Genomic DNA, 17,142 nt, shown 5'->3' with positions numbered 1-17,142 from the left:
AAATCCTAATGACACAAGCTAAAGCTATCGCTCGTACAGTACGCATTGCTCCTCGCAAAGTACGTCTAGTTGTAGACTTAATCCGAGGTAAGCAAGTTGGTGAAGCAGTTGCAATTTTACGTCATACTCCAAAAGCGGCGTCTCCAGTCGTTGAGAAAGTATTAAAATCTGCAGTTGCTAACGCTGAGCACAACTACGATCTTGACATCAACTCTTTAGTAGTATCTGAAGTATTTGTTGACGAAGGTCCAACATTAAAACGTTTCCGTCCACGTGCACAAGGACGTGCAAGCGCAATTAACAAACGCACAAGCCACATTACATTAGTGGTATCTGAGAAGAAGGAGGGTTAATCCGTGGGTCAAAAAGTACATCCAATAGGACTACGCGTTGGTATTATTCGTGACTGGGAGTCAAAATGGTACGCTGAAAAAGACTATGCAACTCTACTTCACGAAGACATCAAAGTGCGTAAATATATTGAAACGGCTCTTAAAGACGCTTCTGTTTCTAAAGTAGAAATCGAACGCGCTGCAAACCGTGTAAACATTACAATTCATACTGCGAAACCAGGTATGGTAATCGGTAAAGGTGGTACTGAAGTTGAAAACCTTCGTAAATACCTTAGCGATTTAACTGGTAAACGTGTACACATCAACATTATTGAAATCAAACGCGCTGATCTTGACGCTCGTCTAGTAGCTGAAAATATCGCTCGTCAATTAGAAAATCGTGTATCATTCCGTCGTGCGCAAAAGCAAGCGATCCAACGCACAATTCGTGCTGGTGCAAAAGGAATTAAAACACAAGTATCTGGTCGTTTAGGTGGCGCTGATATCGCGCGTGCTGAACATTATAGTGAAGGAACTGTTCCACTTCATACTCTACGTGCTGACATTGATTATGCACACGCAGAAGCTGATACTACTTACGGTAAATTAGGCGTTAAAGTATGGATCTACCGTGGTGAAGTTCTTCCTACGAAGAAATCTGTGGAAGGAGGCAAATAATATGTTATTGCCTAAACGCGTTAAATACCGTCGTGAACACCGCGGCAAAATGCGTGGCGAAGCGAAAGGCGGTAAAGAAGTAACTTTCGGTGAATGGGGCTTACAAGCTCAAACTGCTAGCTGGATTACAAACCGTCAAATCGAATCTGCTCGTATCGCGATGACTCGTTACATGAAACGTGGCGGTAAAGTTTGGATTAAAATCTTCCCACATAAACCTTACACGAAAAAACCACTAGAAGTCCGCATGGGTTCTGGTAAAGGTTCTCCTGAAGGTTGGGTAGCAGTAGTTAAACCAGGAAAAGTAATGTTCGAAATTGCTGGCGTATCTGAAGAAATTGCACGTGAGGCACTTCGTTTAGCAGCACACAAACTTCCTGTTAAATGTAAGATCGTAAAACGTCAAGAAACTGGTGGTGAATCTAATGAAAGCTAATGAAATCCGTGACCTTGCTACTTCTGAAATAGAATTAAAAGTGAAATCACTGAAAGAAGAGCTTTTCAACCTTCGCTTCCAATTGGCGACTGGTCAATTAGAAAACACAGCTCGTATTCGTGAAGTGCGTAAAGCAATCGCGCGTATGAAAACTGTTATTCGTGAAAGAGAAATCAGTGCAAATAACTGATAAAGGAGGTTTTCAAGTATGACTGAGCGCAATCAACGTAAAGTTTACACAGGCCGCGTTGTTTCAGATAAAATGGACAAAACTGTTACTGTTTTAGTGGAAACATACAAAAAGCACAAACTTTATGGCAAGCGTGTAAAATATTCTAAAAAGTTTAAAGCTCATGATGAGTTAAACACAGCGAAAATCGGTGATATCGTACGTATCATGGAAACTCGCCCGCTATCAGCTACAAAACGTTTCCGTCTAGTAGAAGTTGTAGAAAAAGCGGTTATTATTTAATAACTATTTCGGAACAACCAATTTCCGAAGGGAGGTAACCTAAGTGATCCAACAAGAAAGTCGTATGAAAGTTGCTGACAACTCAGGTGCACGTGAAGTTCTTACAATTAAAGTACTTGGTGGTTCTGGTCGTAAAACTGCTAACATCGGTGATATCGTTGTTTGTACAGTTAAGAAAGCAACACCAGGTGGCGTTGTCAAGAAGGGTGACGTTGTTAAGGCTGTTATCGTTCGTACTAAATCAGGCGTTCGTCGTAAAGATGGTACGTACATTAAATTTGATGAAAATGCTTGTGTGATTATTCGTGATGATAAATCACCACGCGGAACTCGTATTTTCGGACCTGTTGCACGTGAATTACGTGACAGCAACTTCATGAAAATCGTTTCTCTAGCTCCAGAAGTTCTTTAATTTCATGATAGTGCCAATCAAGGAGGTGCGACAGCATGCATGTAAAAAAAGGTGACAAGGTTAAGGTAATCACTGGTAAGGATAAAGGCAAAGAAGGCGTTATTCTTGCTGCTTACCCAAAACAAGATCGCGTTCTTGTTGAAGGTGTGAACATCGTGAAAAAACACGTAAAACCTAACCAATTGAATCCACAAGGTGGTATTGTAAGCCAAGAGGCTGCAATTCACGTTTCGAACGTAATGCTAATCGATCCTAAATCTGGCGAGCCGACTCGTGTAGGTTACAAAATCGAAAACGGTAAAAAAGTTCGTGTAGCAAAAAAATCAGGTGCAGTAATCGACTAATTAGTATAAATAGAAGGGAGGTACACACATGAGCCGCCTAAAAGAAAAATATTTAAGTGAAGTTTCACCTGCTCTTATGAGCAAATTTGGATATAAATCAGTTATGCAACTACCAAAAGTTGAGAAAATCGTGATCAACATGGGTGTTGGTGATGCAGTTCAAAACTCTAAAGCGTTAGATGCAGCTGTTGAAGAATTAACAACTATTACTGGTCAAAAACCAGTTGTAACTAAAGCAAAAAAATCGATCGCAGGTTTCCGTCTTCGTGAAGGTATGCCTATCGGTGCTAAAGTTACATTACGCGGTGAGCGTATGTATGAATTCTTGGATAAATTAATTTCTATCGCACTACCTCGTGTACGTGACTTCCGTGGTGTTTCTAAAAAAGCATTCGATGGTCGCGGTAACTACACTTTAGGTGTGAAAGAACAATTAATTTTCCCAGAAATCGATTACGATAAAGTTTCAAAAGTACGCGGTATGGACATCGTGATCGTAACGACAGCGAACTCTGACGAAGAAGCTCGCGAGTTATTGACACAATTCGGTATGCCGTTCCAAAAGTAATCAAACAAGGAGGGCGAAAACGTGGCTAAAAAATCTATGATCGTTAAACAACAACGTAAGCAAAAGTTTAAAGTGCAAGAATATACACGTTGTGAACGCTGTGGTCGTCCACATTCAGTATATCGCAAATTCAAACTTTGCCGTATTTGTTTCCGAGAACTTGCATATAAGGGACAAATTCCTGGCGTGAAAAAAGCCAGCTGGTAATCCCCTAATTTGGGAAGGAGGTAAATGTAATGACAATGACTGATCCGATTGCAGATATGCTTACTCGCATTCGTAATGCGAACATGGTTCGTCACGAGAAGTTAGAAGTACCAGCTTCCAACGTGAAAAAAGAAATCGCTGAAATTTTAAAGCGTGAAGGTTTCGTACGTGACGTAGAATACGTGGAAGACAACAAACAAGGTATTATCCGTATCTTCTTAAAATATGGAAAAGATAACGAGCGCGTTATCACTGGCTTAAAACGTATTTCTAAACCAGGTCTACGTGTATATGCTAAAACAAATGAAGTACCTAAAGTATTAAGTGGTCTTGGTATCGCTTTAGTATCAACTTCACAAGGTTTATTAACAGATAAAGAAGCTCGCGCTAAACAAGTTGGCGGAGAAATTCTAGCATACGTTTGGTAATTAGCAATAAATGAATGGAGGTGCAACTAAATGTCTCGTGTAGGTAAAAAAATTATCGAGGTACCTGCTAACGTAACAGTTACTGTTGACGCAAACAACTCTGTTACTGTTAAAGGTCCTAAAGGCGAACTTGTTCGTTCTTTCCACCAAGATATGAAAATTGAGCAAGAAGGCAACGTAATCACTGTATCACGCCCTTCTGAATCAAAAGAACACCGCACAAACCACGGTACTACTCGTGCGCTTCTAGCGAACATGGTTACTGGTGTTTCTGCAGGTTTCGAAAAAGCTTTAGAACTTATCGGTGTTGGTTACCGTGCGCAATTACAAGGTAAAAAACTTGTACTTAACGTTGGTTACTCTCATCCAGTTGAGTTCACACCAGAAGATGGTTTAGAAATTGAAGTTCCTTCTAACACTAAAATCATCATTAAAGGTATTAGCAAAGAACGCGTTGGTGCTCTTGCATCTAACATCCGTGACGTTCGTCCACCAGAGCCTTATAAAGGTAAAGGTATTCGTTATGAAGGCGAATATGTACGTCGTAAAGAAGGTAAAACAGGTAAATAATGCGGCCTAAGCATTAGAAAGGAGTGACCCTTGTGATTACGAAACAAGATAAAAATCAGGTTCGTAAAAAACGTCATGCACGCGTACGTTCTAAAATTTCGGGTACTGCTGAGCGTCCACGCTTAAACGTATTCCGTTCTAACAAGAACATTTACGCGCAACTTATCGATGACGTAGCAGGCGTAACAATTGTTAGCGCATCTTCTCAAGAAAATGGTTTTGAAGGTGCTGGTAACAATGTTGATGCAGCAACTAAAGTCGGTGAAACAATCGCAAAACGCGCTGCGGAGAAAAATATTACTGCTGTAGTATTTGACCGTGGTGGTTACTTATATCATGGACGTGTTAAAGCTTTAGCTGAAGCTGCACGTGAGAACGGTTTAGAATTTTAATAAGAAGGAGGGACACATTTCATGAGTCGTATTGACGCAAACAAACTTGGAGAACTTGAAGAACGCGTAGTTACTATTAACCGCGTTGCTAAAGTTGTTAAAGGTGGACGTCGCTTCCGCTTCACAGCATTAGTTGTAGTTGGCGATAGAAATGGACATGTAGGTTTCGGTACTGGTAAAGCTCAAGAGGTGCCAGATGCTATCCGCAAAGCTGTTGAAGATGCGAAGAAAAACTTAATCGAAGTGCCACGCGTAGGTGGAACAACTCCACACTTAGTGCAAGGTCGCTTCGGTGCAGGAGAAATCCTAATTAAACCTGCTGCTCCTGGTACAGGAGTTATCGCTGGTGGTCCGGTACGTGCTGTACTAGAACTAGCTGGTATTACTGATATTCTTTCAAAATCACTTGGATCTAACACACCAATCAATATGGTACGTGCTACTATTCAAGGTTTAGCTGAATTAAAACGCGTAGAGGACGTAGCTAAATTACGTGGTAAATCAGTGGAAGAACTATTAGGATAAGGGGGGAAAGATAATGGCTAACAAATTAGAAATCACCCTTACTAAATCTGTGATTGGCTCTAAACCTGCACAACGCAAAACTGTTGAAGCTTTAGGTTTACGTAAATTACACCAAACTGTAGAGAAAGCTGATAACGCAGCTACTCGCGGTATGCTTGACAAAGTAGCTCACTTAGTTACTGTAAAAGAAATTTAATTTTCAATTATTGAACAAGGAGGTGCCACCCACTATGAAACTGCATGAGTTAAAACCAGCAGAAGGTTCTCGTAAACAACGCAACCGCGTTGGTCGTGGTATCGGTTCTGGTAACGGTAAAACAGCAGGTAAAGGTCATAAAGGTCAAAACGCTCGTTCTGGTGGCGGTGTACGCCCAGGCTTTGAGGGCGGTCAAAACCCACTATTCCGTCGTTTACCAAAACGTGGCTTTACGAACATTAACCGTAAAGAATACGCGATCGTTAACCTTGATGCTTTAAACCGTTTCGAAGACGGTGCAGAGGTAACTGCTGCATTATTACTTGAAACTGGTCTAGTGAGCAATGAAAAAGCTGGAATTAAGATTCTTGGCAACGGGACGCTTAATAAAAAGCTTACTGTTAAGGCTCATAAATTCTCAGCTTCAGCGAAAGAAGCAATTGAGAATGCCGGCGGATCTACTGAGGTGATTTAATGTTTCAAACAATCTCTAACTTTATGCGTGTTCGAGATATAAGAAATAAGATCATTTTCACCCTTTTAATGTTAATCGTTTTTCGTATTGGGACATTTGTTCCAGTGCCAAACGTTGACGCTGACGTATTAAAGGCAACTGATGAGTTCAGTCTCGTTGGTTTCCTCAATACCTTTGGCGGTGGTGCTTTAATGAACTTCTCCATCTTTGCGATGGGAATCATGCCTTACATCACAGCCTCAATTATTGTTCAGTTATTGCAAATGGACGTAGTACCGAAATTTGCTGAATGGGCAAAGCAAGGTGAAGTTGGAAGACGTAAACTTGCACAATTTACTCGTTACTTTACAATTATTCTTGCTTTTATTCAATCATTTGCAATGTCATTTGGGTTTAATAGAATGTATGGCGGATCTTTGATTAAAAACGAGGGGATTCTAACATATGTTACAATCGCTATTGTATTGACAGCGGGCACAGCCTTCCTTGTATGGCTTGCAGAGCAAATTACTGCACATGGTGTAGGAAATGGTATTTCGATTGTCATTTTCGGAGGTATCGTTGCAGCATTGCCTACAGGAGTTAACCAAATTTATGCACAACAAATCGAGGGTGCTGGCGATAAATTATTTATCAACATTATCATCCTTGCTCTACTTGTGTTAGTATTACTTGCTGTTGTAGTTGGTGTTGTCTATGTGCAACAAGCACTACGTAAAATTCCAATTCAATATGCAAAACGAGTTACTGGACGTAATCAGCAAACTGGTGGACAACAAACACATTTACCGTTAAAAGTAAATGCTGCAGGGGTTATTCCGGTAATCTTTGCGTCAGCGTTTCTTGTAACACCTCAAACACTTGCTGTATTCTTTGGTGAAAATAGCGCGACAAAATGGATTGCTAATAATCTGCTGTATACGCAGCCTATCGGTATGACAATTTACGTTATTTTAATCATTGCATTCACATATTTCTATGCATTCGTACAAGTGAATCCTGAAAATGTGGCAGATAACTTGAAAAAACAAGGTGCTTATATTCCAGGCATTCGCCCTGGTGAAAACACTCAAACGTATTTAACAAGCGTGTTATATCGACTAACATTTGTTGGTGCGATATTCTTAACTGTGATTGCAGTAATGCCGATTATATTTATGAACTTCATGAATTTACCTGCCTCAGTGCAAATCGGTGGTACAAGTATTATTATCGTAGTCGGCGTAGCGCTCGAAACGATGAAGCAGCTAGAATCTCAACTTGTTAAACGTCACTACAAAGGCTTTATGAAATAATGTTGGTTTTTAGGGAACGTGATATCGTTTCCTTAAATCAGCAAACCTTTTGTGGGAGGAATATTTCCTAATGAATATCGTTTTAATGGGTCTGCCAGGTGCTGGTAAAGGCACTCAAGCAGATAAAATTGTTGAGAAGTACGCAGTTCCTCATATTTCTACAGGCGATATGTTCCGTGCCGCTATTAAAGAGGGTACTGAATTAGGCTTACAAGCTAAATCGTTTATGGATCAAGGTGCACTTGTACCTGACGAAGTAACGATTGGTATTGTTCGTGAGCGACTAGCTAAACCTGATTGTGAAAAGGGCTTCCTATTAGATGGATTCCCACGTACTGTTCCTCAGGCTGAAGCATTAGACAGCATTCTTGCTGATTTTGGTAAAGCTATTGAATATACATTAAACATTCAGGTTGAAAAGGATGAGTTAATTGCTCGTCTGTCAGGTCGTCGTATTTGTAAAGTTTGTGGTACATCCTATCATTTAATTTTCAATCCTCCTGCCGAGGAAGGAAAATGTGATAAAGATGGTGGCGAGCTTTATACACGTGCAGATGATAATCCTGAAACGGTTGCGAACCGTCTGGAAGTAAATATGAGTCAAGCACAACCTTTACTTGATTTCTATGAAGCTAAAGGTGTATTAACTAATATCGATGGACAGCAAGATATTAACAAAGTGTTTGCTGATCTTGATGCTCTATTACAGGGCAGCCGCAGCTGATACCCGGCTCCGGGCGCAGAATACTGCTTCCGCGGGAGGCATGCGGGAGCAACAACGAAACATAATTTTTTTGAGAGTTGCAAAAGCATATTGTGCCCGGTATATATTTCTTGTAAAAAGTGCAACATTATTTTTAGAAGAGTATAATGGGTTTCGTGGAAGCATCTGTGTAACGGGTATGAATATCTCATCCAAGACATTCCGGTATTCGTGTAAACATGGGGGATTCAGTGCCCTTACTGGTTCTGTATTTTCCGTGGATTGTGTGAAGCGAAACCAGACGAGCGTCTTTCAAACATCTCTCATACAATCCAAACATATGTTGAAACGAGGTTGCTTCTATAGTTGCAGCAGATATCCGTTTGATGTAACGATGAGAACTTTAATTTGCATATAGAGAGGAGACAGAGTAGATGGCGAAAGATGATGTAATTGAAGTCGAAGGGACAGTTGTTGAGACTTTGCCAAACGCGATGTTTAAGGTAGAATTAGAAAATGGACATGTGATTCTAGCACACGTATCTGGTAAGATTCGTATGCACTTTATCCGTATTCTACCTGGAGATAAGGTTACTATCGAGTTATCTCCATATGATTTAACTCGCGGTCGTATCACATACCGTTTTAAATAATCTTTTGCGCTCCGGACTACTAAGGAGGTTAGGTTAGATGAAAGTGAGACCATCTGTGAAACCGATCTGCGAAAAATGTAAAGTAATTCGCCGACGCGGTAAAGTAATGGTAATCTGTGAAAATCCTAAACACAAACAAAAACAAGGTTAATTCTAAAGGAGGTGCTCTAGCGAATGGCACGTATTGCTGGTGTTGATATTCCTCGCGAAAAACGCGTGGTAATTTCATTAACGTACATTTACGGTATTGGTAAAAATACAGCTCAAAAAGTACTAGCTGACGCAGGTGTTTCAGAAGATACACGCGTACGCGACTTAACTGAAGATGAGCTAAACAAAATCCGTGAACAATTAGATTCTTACAAACTTGAAGGTGACTTACGTCGTGAAACTTCATTAAATATTAAACGCTTGATGGAGATCGGTTCATTCCGTGGTATCCGTCATCGTCGTGGCTTACCTGTTCGTGGTCAAAATACGAAGAACAATGCGCGTACGCGTAAAGGTCCTCGTAAAACAGTTGCGAACAAGAAAAAATAATTAGTAAAGGAGGTTCCTTCTTAACATGGCTCGTAAACAACAAACTCGTAAACGTCGTGTGAAAAAGAATATCGAATCTGGTATTGCACACATCCGTTCTACTTTTAACAATACAATTGTAACGATTACAGATATGCAAGGTAACGCTGTATCTTGGTCAAGCGCAGGTGCTCTTGGTTTCCGTGGTTCACGTAAATCTACACCATTCGCTGCTCAAATGGCTGCAGAGACTGCTGCTAAAACATCCCTTGAACATGGTCTGAAAACGTTGGAAGTAACTGTTAAAGGTCCTGGTGCTGGGCGTGAAGCTGCTATTCGTGCACTTCAAGCTGCTGGTTTAGAAGTAACTGCTATTAAAGACGTTACACCAGTTCCTCATAATGGTTGCCGTCCGCCAAAACGTCGTCGCGTGTAATGGGTGCGTCTCATATTGTATGAGAACATCATTTTTTGTACAGACTGTCTTGTGCAGATAATAAACGATACGTCATTGACGATCGCATCTATGATGGAAAGAACCTATACATTCGATGTTTTGAAGGAGGGTAAATGAAATGATCGAAATTGAAAAACCAAAGATTGAAACGGTGGAGATCAGCGAAGATTCCAAATATGGAAAGTTTGTTGTAGAACCGCTTGAGCGCGGATATGGAAACACTTTGGGTAATTCTTTACGTCGTATCCTTCTGTCTTCATTACCAGGGGCTGCTGTCACTTCAATTCAAATTGACGGTGTACTTCACGAATTCTCAACTGTAGAAGGCGTAGTAGAAGATGTAGCTTCAATCATTTTGAACGTGAAAAAACTAGCTCTTAAAATCTACTCTGACGAAGAAAAAGTTATTGAGATTGATGTAAAAGGCGATGGTACAGTTACGGCTGCTGACATTACACATGACAGTGATGTAGAAATTTTAAACCCAGATCTATATATTGCAACAATCGCTAAAAACGGTCATTTACGTATGCGTATGTATGCACAACGTGGTCGTGGTTACACTCCTGCTGATCAAAACAAACGTGAGGATCTTCCTATCGGCGTGATCCCGATCGACTCTATTTACACTCCAGTATCACGCGTCAATTTCCAAGTGGAAAATACTCGTGTAGGTCAGTCTTCTGACTATGATAAACTTTCTCTTGATGTGTGGACAGATGGTAGCATCGGTCCAAAAGAGGCGATTTCGCTCGGAGCAAAAATTTTAACCGAACATCTTAACATCTTCGTTGGCATGACAGATGAGGCACAAACTGCTGAAATCATGGTCGAAAAAGAAGAAGATCAAAAAGAAAAAGTTTTAGAGATGACTATTGAAGAACTTGATCTTTCTGTTCGTTCTTATAACTGCTTGAAACGCGCTGGTATCAATACGGTACTAGAACTTGCGAATAAATCAGAAGACGATATGATGAAAGTTCGTAACCTTGGACGTAAGTCACTAGAAGAAGTAAAAGCGAAGTTAGAAGAGCTTGGTTTAGGATTACGCAAAGAAGACTAAGCGATTTATACCAAACTGATAAGATCAGATATTTTCTATAAAGGAGGGAAACATCCATGGGTTACAGAAAACTTGGTCGTACAAGTTCTCAACGTAAAGCGATGTTACGTGACTTAGCTACTGATTTAATCATTAACGAGCGTATCGAAACTACTGAGGCTCGCGCTAAAGAAGTACGTAAAGCTGTTGAAAAAATGATTACTTTAGGGAAACGCGGAGATTTACATGCACGCCGTCAAGCTGCTGCATTTATCCGTCGTGAACTAGTAACAACGACTGATGCAGAAGGTAACGAATCAACATCATTTGCACTTCAAAAGTTATTTGATGATGTTGCACCACGTTATGCAGAGCGTCAAGGTGGTTACACTCGTATTCTTAAAGTAGGTCCTCGTCGTGGTGACGGAGCACCTGTTGTTGTGATTGAACTAGTTTAATCATAAGAGAAAACTTGTGGTGAAGAGGGTGGGAATCACCACCCTCTTTCTTTATAAACGATTTATACGACAAATAATTAAGCTGAGCGTTATGATGAGCGGACACTTGAACGTGTGGCGTCTCGTTTAGCTCTCCGCACCTCATTCAGGAGAAATAAGGGCTTGAGCACCCGTGTTTCTTGTAAATGTAACGACTAGCGCATTTCTATCGAATGAGGTGCGCGCTTTTTTATTATGAAAGATAGCGCCAATTTGTGGTGCTTTTTTTAATATCTGGGGTAGAATGTATGTTAGTTAGCCGTTAAGGTTTTTGTGTTGTGAAAGCAATAGCTAGCAGGGAATCTTCTGGGCAAGTTTAAAAATAGAAGCATCATTTATCGTTATAATAATGGTTTTGTTTTTTACTATTTTTCTTAATCGACATATGGATTGTAGTAGAATTCATACATAAAAAAGTGTAAGTTAGTTAGTAGAGTGGAGCATGTAGAGAGGAGTTCTAGTTATGTCTGAAATTTTATCTTTAAATAATGTCACTTTTTCATATACACCAGAAGAACCAAACAGTCGTAATGCTGTTGAACATGTCAGCTTTGCAGTGGAAGAAGGCGAATGGATTGCGATAGTTGGTCATAATGGCTCTGGTAAATCTACCATTGCCAAGCTAATGAATGGGCTATTATTTCCTCAACAGGGGGATGTACGAATATTACGTGAGCCATTAAATGAAGAAAACCTTTGGCAATCACGCTCTTTAATGGGAATGGTTTTTCAAAATCCAGACAATCAATTTGTAGGAGCTACAGTGCAGGATGATGTTGCCTTTGCCTTAGAGAACAATGCGGTACCGTTTGAAGAAATGGTGAAGCGTGTACATGCGGCATTGGAACAAGTAAAAATGAGCCAGTTTTTAGACCATGAGCCACATCATTTATCGGGAGGGCAGAAACAGCGTGTTGCCATTGCTGGTGCACTTGCGTTAAAGCCAAAGCTTCTTATTTTAGATGAGGCTACATCCATGTTAGATCCGCAAGGGCGTGCAGAAGTGTTACAAACTGTCCAAACATTACGTGCTGAAACAGGACTTACCGTGCTATCGATAACACACGATTTAGAAGAAGCAATGCTAGCAGATCGTGTGCTTTTTATGAATGATGGCAAGAAGTTTGCAGAAGGACCACCTGCTGAAATTTTTGCCCTTGGCGATAAACTAGTTGAATTTGGACTAGATTTACCATTTGCCTTAAAGTTATCAAAGTTACTGCAAAAGGAAGGTGTTCCATTAATGGGACAACATATGACAGAAGAAGAGTTGGTGAATGATTTATGGACATCAAACTTCAACAAGTAAGCTATGCCTATGCACAGGGAACGCCATTTGAAAAACGGGCATTATTTGATGTGAATTTTGATATTCCTTCACAAACGTATCAAGCGATTATTGGCCATACTGGTTCTGGTAAATCCACAATTCTTCAGCATTTTAACGCACTTCTAAGACCTACTTCAGGACAAGTACATATTGGAGATCGTCTCATAGTAACTGGAAAAAAGGCAAAGGATTTAAAGGCAGTACGACAAAAGGTTGGGATTGTCTTTCAATTCCCTGAGCATCAACTATTTGAAGAAACCGTGTTAAAGGACATTATGTTTGGTCCTATGAACTTTGGTGTATCCGAGGAGGAGGCAGAAGCAAGAGCAAGGAAGCTTGTTCGCTTAGTAGGCCTACCAGCAAATGTTCTTGAAAAATCACCATTTGATTTATCAGGTGGTCAAATGCGCCGTGTTGCGATTGCAGGTGTTTTAGCAATGGACCCAGAGGTTATCGTTTTAGATGAGCCGACAGCGGGTCTTGATCCACGTGGGCAGAAGGAAATTATGGATATGTTTTATGAGCTTCACAAAGAACGTCAGCTAACAACGATTTTAGTAACACATAGCATGGAGGATGCAGCCCGATATGCAGATAATATTGTGATTATGCATGAAGGCAAAAATGTGTTAAGAGGAACACCAAGGGATATTTTTAAAGATGTCGAAACATTAAAGAGTTTCCGCCTAGAGCCACCACGTATTGTTCGCTTTCAGCAAAAAGTTGAGCAAATGATTGGGCAACCCTTCTCCAAGGTTTGTTTGACAGAGGAAGAGCTTGCCGCTGAAATAGCGCAACTGTTAAGAGAGGGGCGGATAAAACCATGATGGAAAAAATGATTTTTGGACGCTTCCTCCCAGGAAATTCCCCTGTTCATAAACTCGACCCACGATCAAAGCTAATTTTTGTATTTGCCTTTATTATTATTGTGTTTTTAGCAAACAATACAGTGACATATGCCATACTATTGGCATTCACACTACTGATTGTTTTTATAGCGCGTATTCGCCTATACTTTTTGATTAATGGACTAAAGCCCGTACTCTTTTTGATGGCCTTTACATTCATTCTTCATATTTTTATGACGAAGGAAGGCGTCCCTGTTTTTGAATCGAAGTTTATTACGATTTACGATGAGGGGATTAGACGAGGAATCTATATTTCCATACGCTTTTTAGTATTAGTATTTATGACATCCATCTTAACATTAACAACATCGCCTATCTCTATTACAGATGGTATTGAGGTGCTTTTAAATCCATTAAAGGCATTGAAAGTACCTGTTCATGAATTGGCGTTAATGATGTCTATTTCACTGCGTTTTATCCCAACATTAATGGATGAGACAGATAAGATTATGAAGGCACAAATGGCACGGGGCTCGGATTTATCCGCTGGCCCAATTAAAGACCGTATCAAGGCTGTCGTGCCCCTGCTAGTACCGCTCTTTGTCAGCGCCTTTAAACGAGCAGAGGACCTAGCTACAGCGATGGAAGTAAGGGGTTACCGCGGCGGAGAAGGGCGTACAAGATATCGCAAGCTGAAATGGGATATGGGTGATACATTGGCACTTGTGCTATTAGTAGCAATAGGCGTATTGCTATTCTTCTATAGAGGTTAAAGGAGTAGGCTGTATGCGACGATTAAAAGGTATTATTAGCTATGATGGCACACATTTCTCAGGCTATCAAGTACAGCCTGGGGAGCGCACCGTACAGGCTGAGCTTGAGCGTGTGCTAGCCATTATGCATAAAGGAGAAAAGATCAAGGTAACGGCTAGTGGCCGTACGGATGCAAGAGTACATGCAACAGGGCAGACCGTGCATTTCGATACGTCGCTCGCCATTCCTATAGAAAAATATGGCAAGGCTTTAAATGTACAGCTCCCTAGAGATATTCGTGTATTGTCGATAGAGGAAGTAGCACATGATTTTCACGCGCGCTATAATGTTACTGGGAAGCGTTATCGCTATATTTGGTCCTGTGAGCCGATTCAAAGCCCATTTCGTAGACATTACACAGTTGAGACGAATGGCGTCAAACCTAACGTGAATGCAATGCAGCAGGCAGCGAAGGCTATTATTGGCACACATGACTTTTCATGCTTCTGTGCAGCCAATACAAGCGTAAAGGATAAAGTACGCACAGTGACAGCTCTACAGTTTGAATGGCATGGGGAAGAGCTTCATATGGTTATTGAAGGAAATGGCTTTTTATATAATATGGTGCGCATTATTGCAGGGACACTTTGGGAGGTTGGCATAGGTCGCCGTACAATTAATAATGTGGCACTTGTTATTGCATCAAAGGATCGTAATCAAGCAGGAAAAACAGCACCACCACATGGCTTATACCTAGAAAAAGTGTTCTATTCATAGCGTTCTATGATTCTTAACAACATCGCCTGGTGTTTAATGAAATTGCTTGACTTTGAAAGTCATTCATTATATGATAACAGATGGTATTTTCATTACCACCACAAATAAGCCCCGAAACTTATAGTGTAGTCTAATGAAAAATAACGGTAATCGAATCGATTAGGAGGATATATACATGCGTACAACATTCATGGCTAAAGGTCACGAAGTAGACCGTAAATGGTTAGTAGTTGATGCAGAAGGCCAAACTCTTGGACGTTTAGCTTCTGAAGTAGCTGCAATCTTACGTGGTAAACATAAACCAACATTCACACCAAACGTTGACACAGGTGATCATGTAATCATCATCAATGCTGACAAAATCCATTTAACTGGTAACAAATTAGAGGGTAAACTTTACCGTCACCATACTCAATTTGCAGGTGGTTTAAAAACTCGTACTGCTGGTGAAATGTTAGATAAATACCCAACACGTATGGTCGAATTAGCAGTTAAAGGAATGCTTCCTAAAAACTCTTTAGGTCGCAAAATGTTCACTAAACTTAATGTTTACACTGGAACAGAGCATCCACATGCTGCACAAAAACCGCAAAGCTACGAGCTTCGCGGATAATATAAATTAAGAGGAGGATATTACTTTGGCACAAGTTCAATACATCGGCACTGGTCGCCGTAAAAGCTCTGTAGCTCGCGTACGTTTAGTACCAGGTACAGGTAAAATTGTTATCAACAAACGTGAAATCGAAGAATACGTACCATTCGCTGCATTACGCGAAGTAATTAAACAACCATTAGTAGCTACTGAAACTACAGGAAGCTATGATATCCACGTAAACGTTAACGGTGGTGGATACACTGGTCAAGCTGGTGCTGTTCGTCACGGTATCGCTCGTGCTCTACTTCAAGTAGACCCAGATTTCCGTGCTGCATTAAAATCAGCTGGATTACTTACTCGTGATTCACGCATGAAAGAACGTAAAAAACCAGGTCTACGCGGCGCTCGTCGTGCACCTCAGTTCTCAAAACGTTAATACATCAATGTTTATCGGCTCTTTCCCCTGTCCGGGAGAGAGCCATTTTTATTGTCGATTTTACGTTTTGACCCCATTTTGACCCCACAATCATTTAAAAGTTTTTTAAAGGACATCTTTTTTCATGAAGTCGCTTAATTTTTGGGTGACTCCCTGTTGAGTATCCTCCAATATATGAGTGTAAATATTTGCAGTAGTTTCGAGTCGAGCATGACCAAGTTGCATTTGAACTTCTTTTAATTGAGCTCCAGCTGCAAATAATAATGATGCATAGGTATGTCGCAGTCCATGTACTTTAATATATTTAATCTTAAATTGTTTACATAAAGATTTTAATGTTTCATTCGGATAACCTAATCGTAGTGGTTGTAATTCATCGCGAATAAATAAAAACTTCTGTCTATCATTTTGTCGGCCAAGTGAGAAGCGGATTTCTCTATTTACTTTCATTAACCTAGTCAACAATTCAAACGTTGTGTCATCCAGCTTAATTTTACGTCTAGCGTTCTTTGTTTTAGGAGTGAGTAAAAGGTATTCACCATCCTCCCAATACAGTGTACGACGCACATACAGCTCCTGTGACTCTTTTATAATGTCTTGGTCTTGTAAGGCTAGTAATTCACCCTTACGCAAACCAGTCCATATCAGAGTGTGGAACATAGCATAATTACGCAAATCACATTTTTCCTTTGCCATTAATAAGAATTTTGTAGTTTCCTCTCTAGTCCATACGCCATCAAATGGTTCTTCATCTTTTGCTATGTGTTTATCTAGCACAGGGTAAATAATATGCTCTGTAGGATCAGTTGAAATATATTCTTCTTGTAGGGCGTATTTGAATACCAAACGTGCTTGAATGACATAATCTTTAAAAGAAGGCATGGAAGCAGCCATTTTATTCACAAAGTCTTGAAAATATTTTTTGTTTATTTCACAGATTTTCAGTTGAGCAAAATGAGGTAAGATCCACTTATTAAATTTATTTTTCTTTGCTTTAATAGTTGATGGTTTAAGTGTTTGAATTTGACCTTCCCACCATTCCTTAAAAACATCTGGATAAGTAAGGTCTTTGTTATTTGCATACCCTTCCATTTTATTTTCTTTTAATATTTTTTCTACTACAACTACAGCTTCGCCTTTTTTAAAAAACCACGCCTCGTAATACGCACAGCTTCACCGGTTTTTGGATCTTTCCCGACATA

The 17,142-nt window shown here is 40.2% G+C and carries 30 protein-coding genes and 1 pseudogene; 30 read left to right on the top strand and 1 reads right to left on the bottom strand.

Annotated elements, in window-relative coordinates:
- Positions 1-8: 8 nt before the first annotated feature.
- The 30 genes and pseudogenes from rplV (at position 9) to rpsI (ending at position 15,940) form a co-directional block, all read left to right on the top strand.
- Entirely contained in the window at positions 9-353 is a 345-nt protein-coding gene (gene rplV, locus MHB44_RS22365) for a 50S ribosomal protein L22 (RefSeq protein ID WP_004233639.1), read from the top strand.
- Positions 354-356: 3 nt separating this feature from the next.
- The gene (rpsC, locus tag MHB44_RS22360) at positions 357-1,010 is read left to right on the top strand and encodes a 30S ribosomal protein S3 (RefSeq protein ID WP_004233642.1); all 654 of its coding nucleotides are present in this window, start codon (positions 357-359) and stop codon (positions 1,008-1,010) included.
- A gap of 1 nt (position 1,011) precedes the next feature.
- Positions 1,012-1,446, top strand: a complete 435-nt coding sequence (rplP, locus tag MHB44_RS22355; protein WP_341300936.1) for a 50S ribosomal protein L16 — start codon at positions 1,012-1,014, stop codon at positions 1,444-1,446.
- On the top strand, positions 1,436-1,636 hold the full coding sequence (gene rpmC / locus MHB44_RS22350; RefSeq protein ID WP_004233646.1) for a 50S ribosomal protein L29: 201 nt from the start codon (positions 1,436-1,438) through the stop codon (positions 1,634-1,636). Before rplP ends, rpmC begins: the two co-directional genes overlap by 11 nt.
- 18 nt (positions 1,637-1,654) lie before the next feature.
- Entirely contained in the window at positions 1,655-1,918 is a 264-nt protein-coding gene (rpsQ, locus tag MHB44_RS22345; protein WP_004233648.1) for a 30S ribosomal protein S17, read from the top strand.
- Between the two features lie 43 nt (positions 1,919-1,961).
- Positions 1,962-2,330, top strand: a complete 369-nt coding sequence (gene rplN / locus MHB44_RS22340) for a 50S ribosomal protein L14 (RefSeq protein WP_004233650.1) — start codon at positions 1,962-1,964, stop codon at positions 2,328-2,330.
- A gap of 35 nt (positions 2,331-2,365) precedes the next feature.
- A complete protein-coding gene (gene rplX, locus MHB44_RS22335; protein ID WP_053482809.1) occupies positions 2,366-2,674 on the top strand; it encodes a 50S ribosomal protein L24 in 309 nt (102 codons plus the stop codon).
- Positions 2,675-2,702: 28 nt separating this feature from the next.
- On the top strand, positions 2,703-3,242 hold the full coding sequence (rplE, locus tag MHB44_RS22330; protein ID WP_053997238.1) for a 50S ribosomal protein L5: 540 nt from the start codon (positions 2,703-2,705) through the stop codon (positions 3,240-3,242).
- A 21-nt stretch (positions 3,243-3,263) separates the two neighbouring features.
- The gene (locus tag MHB44_RS22325; protein WP_004233656.1) at positions 3,264-3,449 is read left to right on the top strand and encodes a type Z 30S ribosomal protein S14; all 186 of its coding nucleotides are present in this window, start codon (positions 3,264-3,266) and stop codon (positions 3,447-3,449) included.
- 29 nt (positions 3,450-3,478) lie between these two features.
- Positions 3,479-3,877, top strand: a complete 399-nt coding sequence (gene rpsH, locus MHB44_RS22320) for a 30S ribosomal protein S8 (protein ID WP_053997239.1) — start codon at positions 3,479-3,481, stop codon at positions 3,875-3,877.
- Between the two features lie 30 nt (positions 3,878-3,907).
- Complete coding sequence (gene rplF / locus MHB44_RS22315; RefSeq protein WP_341300935.1) at positions 3,908-4,447, top strand: 50S ribosomal protein L6; 540 nt, start codon at positions 3,908-3,910, stop codon at positions 4,445-4,447.
- Positions 4,448-4,479: 32 nt separating this feature from the next.
- Positions 4,480-4,839, top strand: coding sequence for a 50S ribosomal protein L18 (gene rplR / locus MHB44_RS22310; protein ID WP_341300934.1), 360 nt, complete (start codon positions 4,480-4,482; stop codon positions 4,837-4,839).
- A 21-nt stretch (positions 4,840-4,860) separates the two neighbouring features.
- A complete protein-coding gene (gene rpsE / locus MHB44_RS22305; protein ID WP_341300933.1) occupies positions 4,861-5,364 on the top strand; it encodes a 30S ribosomal protein S5 in 504 nt (167 codons plus the stop codon).
- Between the two features lie 13 nt (positions 5,365-5,377).
- Positions 5,378-5,560, top strand: coding sequence for a 50S ribosomal protein L30 (gene rpmD / locus MHB44_RS22300; protein WP_053997242.1), 183 nt, complete (start codon positions 5,378-5,380; stop codon positions 5,558-5,560).
- Between the two features lie 34 nt (positions 5,561-5,594).
- Positions 5,595-6,035 carry a 50S ribosomal protein L15 gene (rplO, locus tag MHB44_RS22295; RefSeq protein ID WP_053997243.1) on the top strand — a complete coding sequence of 147 codons (441 nt, stop codon included), beginning with the start codon at positions 5,595-5,597 and terminating at the stop codon, positions 6,033-6,035.
- Complete coding sequence (gene secY / locus MHB44_RS22290; protein ID WP_341300932.1) at positions 6,035-7,330, top strand: preprotein translocase subunit SecY; 1,296 nt, start codon at positions 6,035-6,037, stop codon at positions 7,328-7,330. The genes rplO and secY overlap by 1 nt, the downstream gene beginning before the upstream one ends.
- A gap of 70 nt (positions 7,331-7,400) precedes the next feature.
- Positions 7,401-8,054 (top strand): adenylate kinase, encoded by a 654-nt coding sequence (locus MHB44_RS22285; RefSeq protein WP_341300931.1) that lies wholly within the window; start codon positions 7,401-7,403, stop codon positions 8,052-8,054.
- Positions 8,055-8,303: 249 nt separating this feature from the next.
- A pseudogene (locus MHB44_RS22280) lies at positions 8,304-8,381 on the top strand (type I methionyl aminopeptidase); the annotation flags it as partial.
- Between the two features lie 86 nt (positions 8,382-8,467).
- Positions 8,468-8,686: a translation initiation factor IF-1 gene (gene infA, locus MHB44_RS22275; RefSeq protein ID WP_004233690.1), complete on the top strand. Its 219-nt coding sequence runs from the start codon at positions 8,468-8,470 to the stop codon at positions 8,684-8,686.
- 37 nt (positions 8,687-8,723) lie between these two features.
- The gene (rpmJ, locus tag MHB44_RS22270) at positions 8,724-8,837 is read left to right on the top strand and encodes a 50S ribosomal protein L36 (protein ID WP_000868344.1); all 114 of its coding nucleotides are present in this window, start codon (positions 8,724-8,726) and stop codon (positions 8,835-8,837) included.
- 23 nt (positions 8,838-8,860) lie between these two features.
- A complete protein-coding gene (gene rpsM, locus MHB44_RS22265; RefSeq protein WP_053997246.1) occupies positions 8,861-9,226 on the top strand; it encodes a 30S ribosomal protein S13 in 366 nt (121 codons plus the stop codon).
- Between the two features lie 25 nt (positions 9,227-9,251).
- Positions 9,252-9,641 (top strand): 30S ribosomal protein S11, encoded by a 390-nt coding sequence (rpsK, locus tag MHB44_RS22260; protein WP_004233731.1) that lies wholly within the window; start codon positions 9,252-9,254, stop codon positions 9,639-9,641.
- A 139-nt stretch (positions 9,642-9,780) separates the two neighbouring features.
- Positions 9,781-10,725: a DNA-directed RNA polymerase subunit alpha gene (locus MHB44_RS22255; RefSeq protein ID WP_004233733.1), complete on the top strand. Its 945-nt coding sequence runs from the start codon at positions 9,781-9,783 to the stop codon at positions 10,723-10,725.
- Between the two features lie 56 nt (positions 10,726-10,781).
- Positions 10,782-11,162, top strand: a complete 381-nt coding sequence (rplQ, locus tag MHB44_RS22250; protein ID WP_008181938.1) for a 50S ribosomal protein L17 — start codon at positions 10,782-10,784, stop codon at positions 11,160-11,162.
- A 502-nt stretch (positions 11,163-11,664) separates the two neighbouring features.
- Entirely contained in the window at positions 11,665-12,510 is an 846-nt protein-coding gene (locus MHB44_RS22245) for an energy-coupling factor ABC transporter ATP-binding protein (protein WP_341300930.1), read from the top strand.
- Entirely contained in the window at positions 12,486-13,358 is an 873-nt protein-coding gene (locus MHB44_RS22240; RefSeq protein ID WP_341300929.1) for an energy-coupling factor ABC transporter ATP-binding protein, read from the top strand. Before MHB44_RS22245 ends, MHB44_RS22240 begins: the two co-directional genes overlap by 25 nt.
- Positions 13,355-14,152 (top strand): energy-coupling factor transporter transmembrane protein EcfT, encoded by a 798-nt coding sequence (locus MHB44_RS22235; RefSeq protein WP_341300928.1) that lies wholly within the window; start codon positions 13,355-13,357, stop codon positions 14,150-14,152. The genes MHB44_RS22240 and MHB44_RS22235 overlap by 4 nt, the downstream gene beginning before the upstream one ends.
- Positions 14,153-14,165: 13 nt before the next feature.
- Positions 14,166-14,909 (top strand): tRNA pseudouridine(38-40) synthase TruA, encoded by a 744-nt coding sequence (gene truA, locus MHB44_RS22230; protein WP_341300927.1) that lies wholly within the window; start codon positions 14,166-14,168, stop codon positions 14,907-14,909.
- 175 nt (positions 14,910-15,084) lie between these two features.
- Positions 15,085-15,522, top strand: coding sequence for a 50S ribosomal protein L13 (gene rplM, locus MHB44_RS22225; protein ID WP_341300926.1), 438 nt, complete (start codon positions 15,085-15,087; stop codon positions 15,520-15,522).
- Positions 15,523-15,547: 25 nt separating this feature from the next.
- A complete protein-coding gene (rpsI, locus tag MHB44_RS22220) occupies positions 15,548-15,940 on the top strand; it encodes a 30S ribosomal protein S9 (protein ID WP_004233744.1) in 393 nt (130 codons plus the stop codon).
- 105 nt (positions 15,941-16,045) lie between these two features.
- Here the strand turns inward: rpsI and MHB44_RS22215 are convergent, their stop codons facing one another.
- Positions 16,046-17,032: a site-specific integrase gene (locus tag MHB44_RS22215; protein ID WP_341300925.1), complete on the bottom strand. Its 987-nt coding sequence runs from the start codon at positions 17,030-17,032 to the stop codon at positions 16,046-16,048.
- Positions 17,033-17,142: the final 110 nt, after the last annotated feature.

Origin of the sequence: Lysinibacillus sp. FSL H8-0500 (genome assembly GCF_038051955.1) — a bacterium.
GTDB lineage: Bacteria > Bacillota > Bacilli > Bacillales_A > Planococcaceae > Lysinibacillus > Lysinibacillus macroides.
Note: the sequence above shows the minus strand (reverse complement) of the source record. Positions and strands in the feature narration are given on the sequence as shown.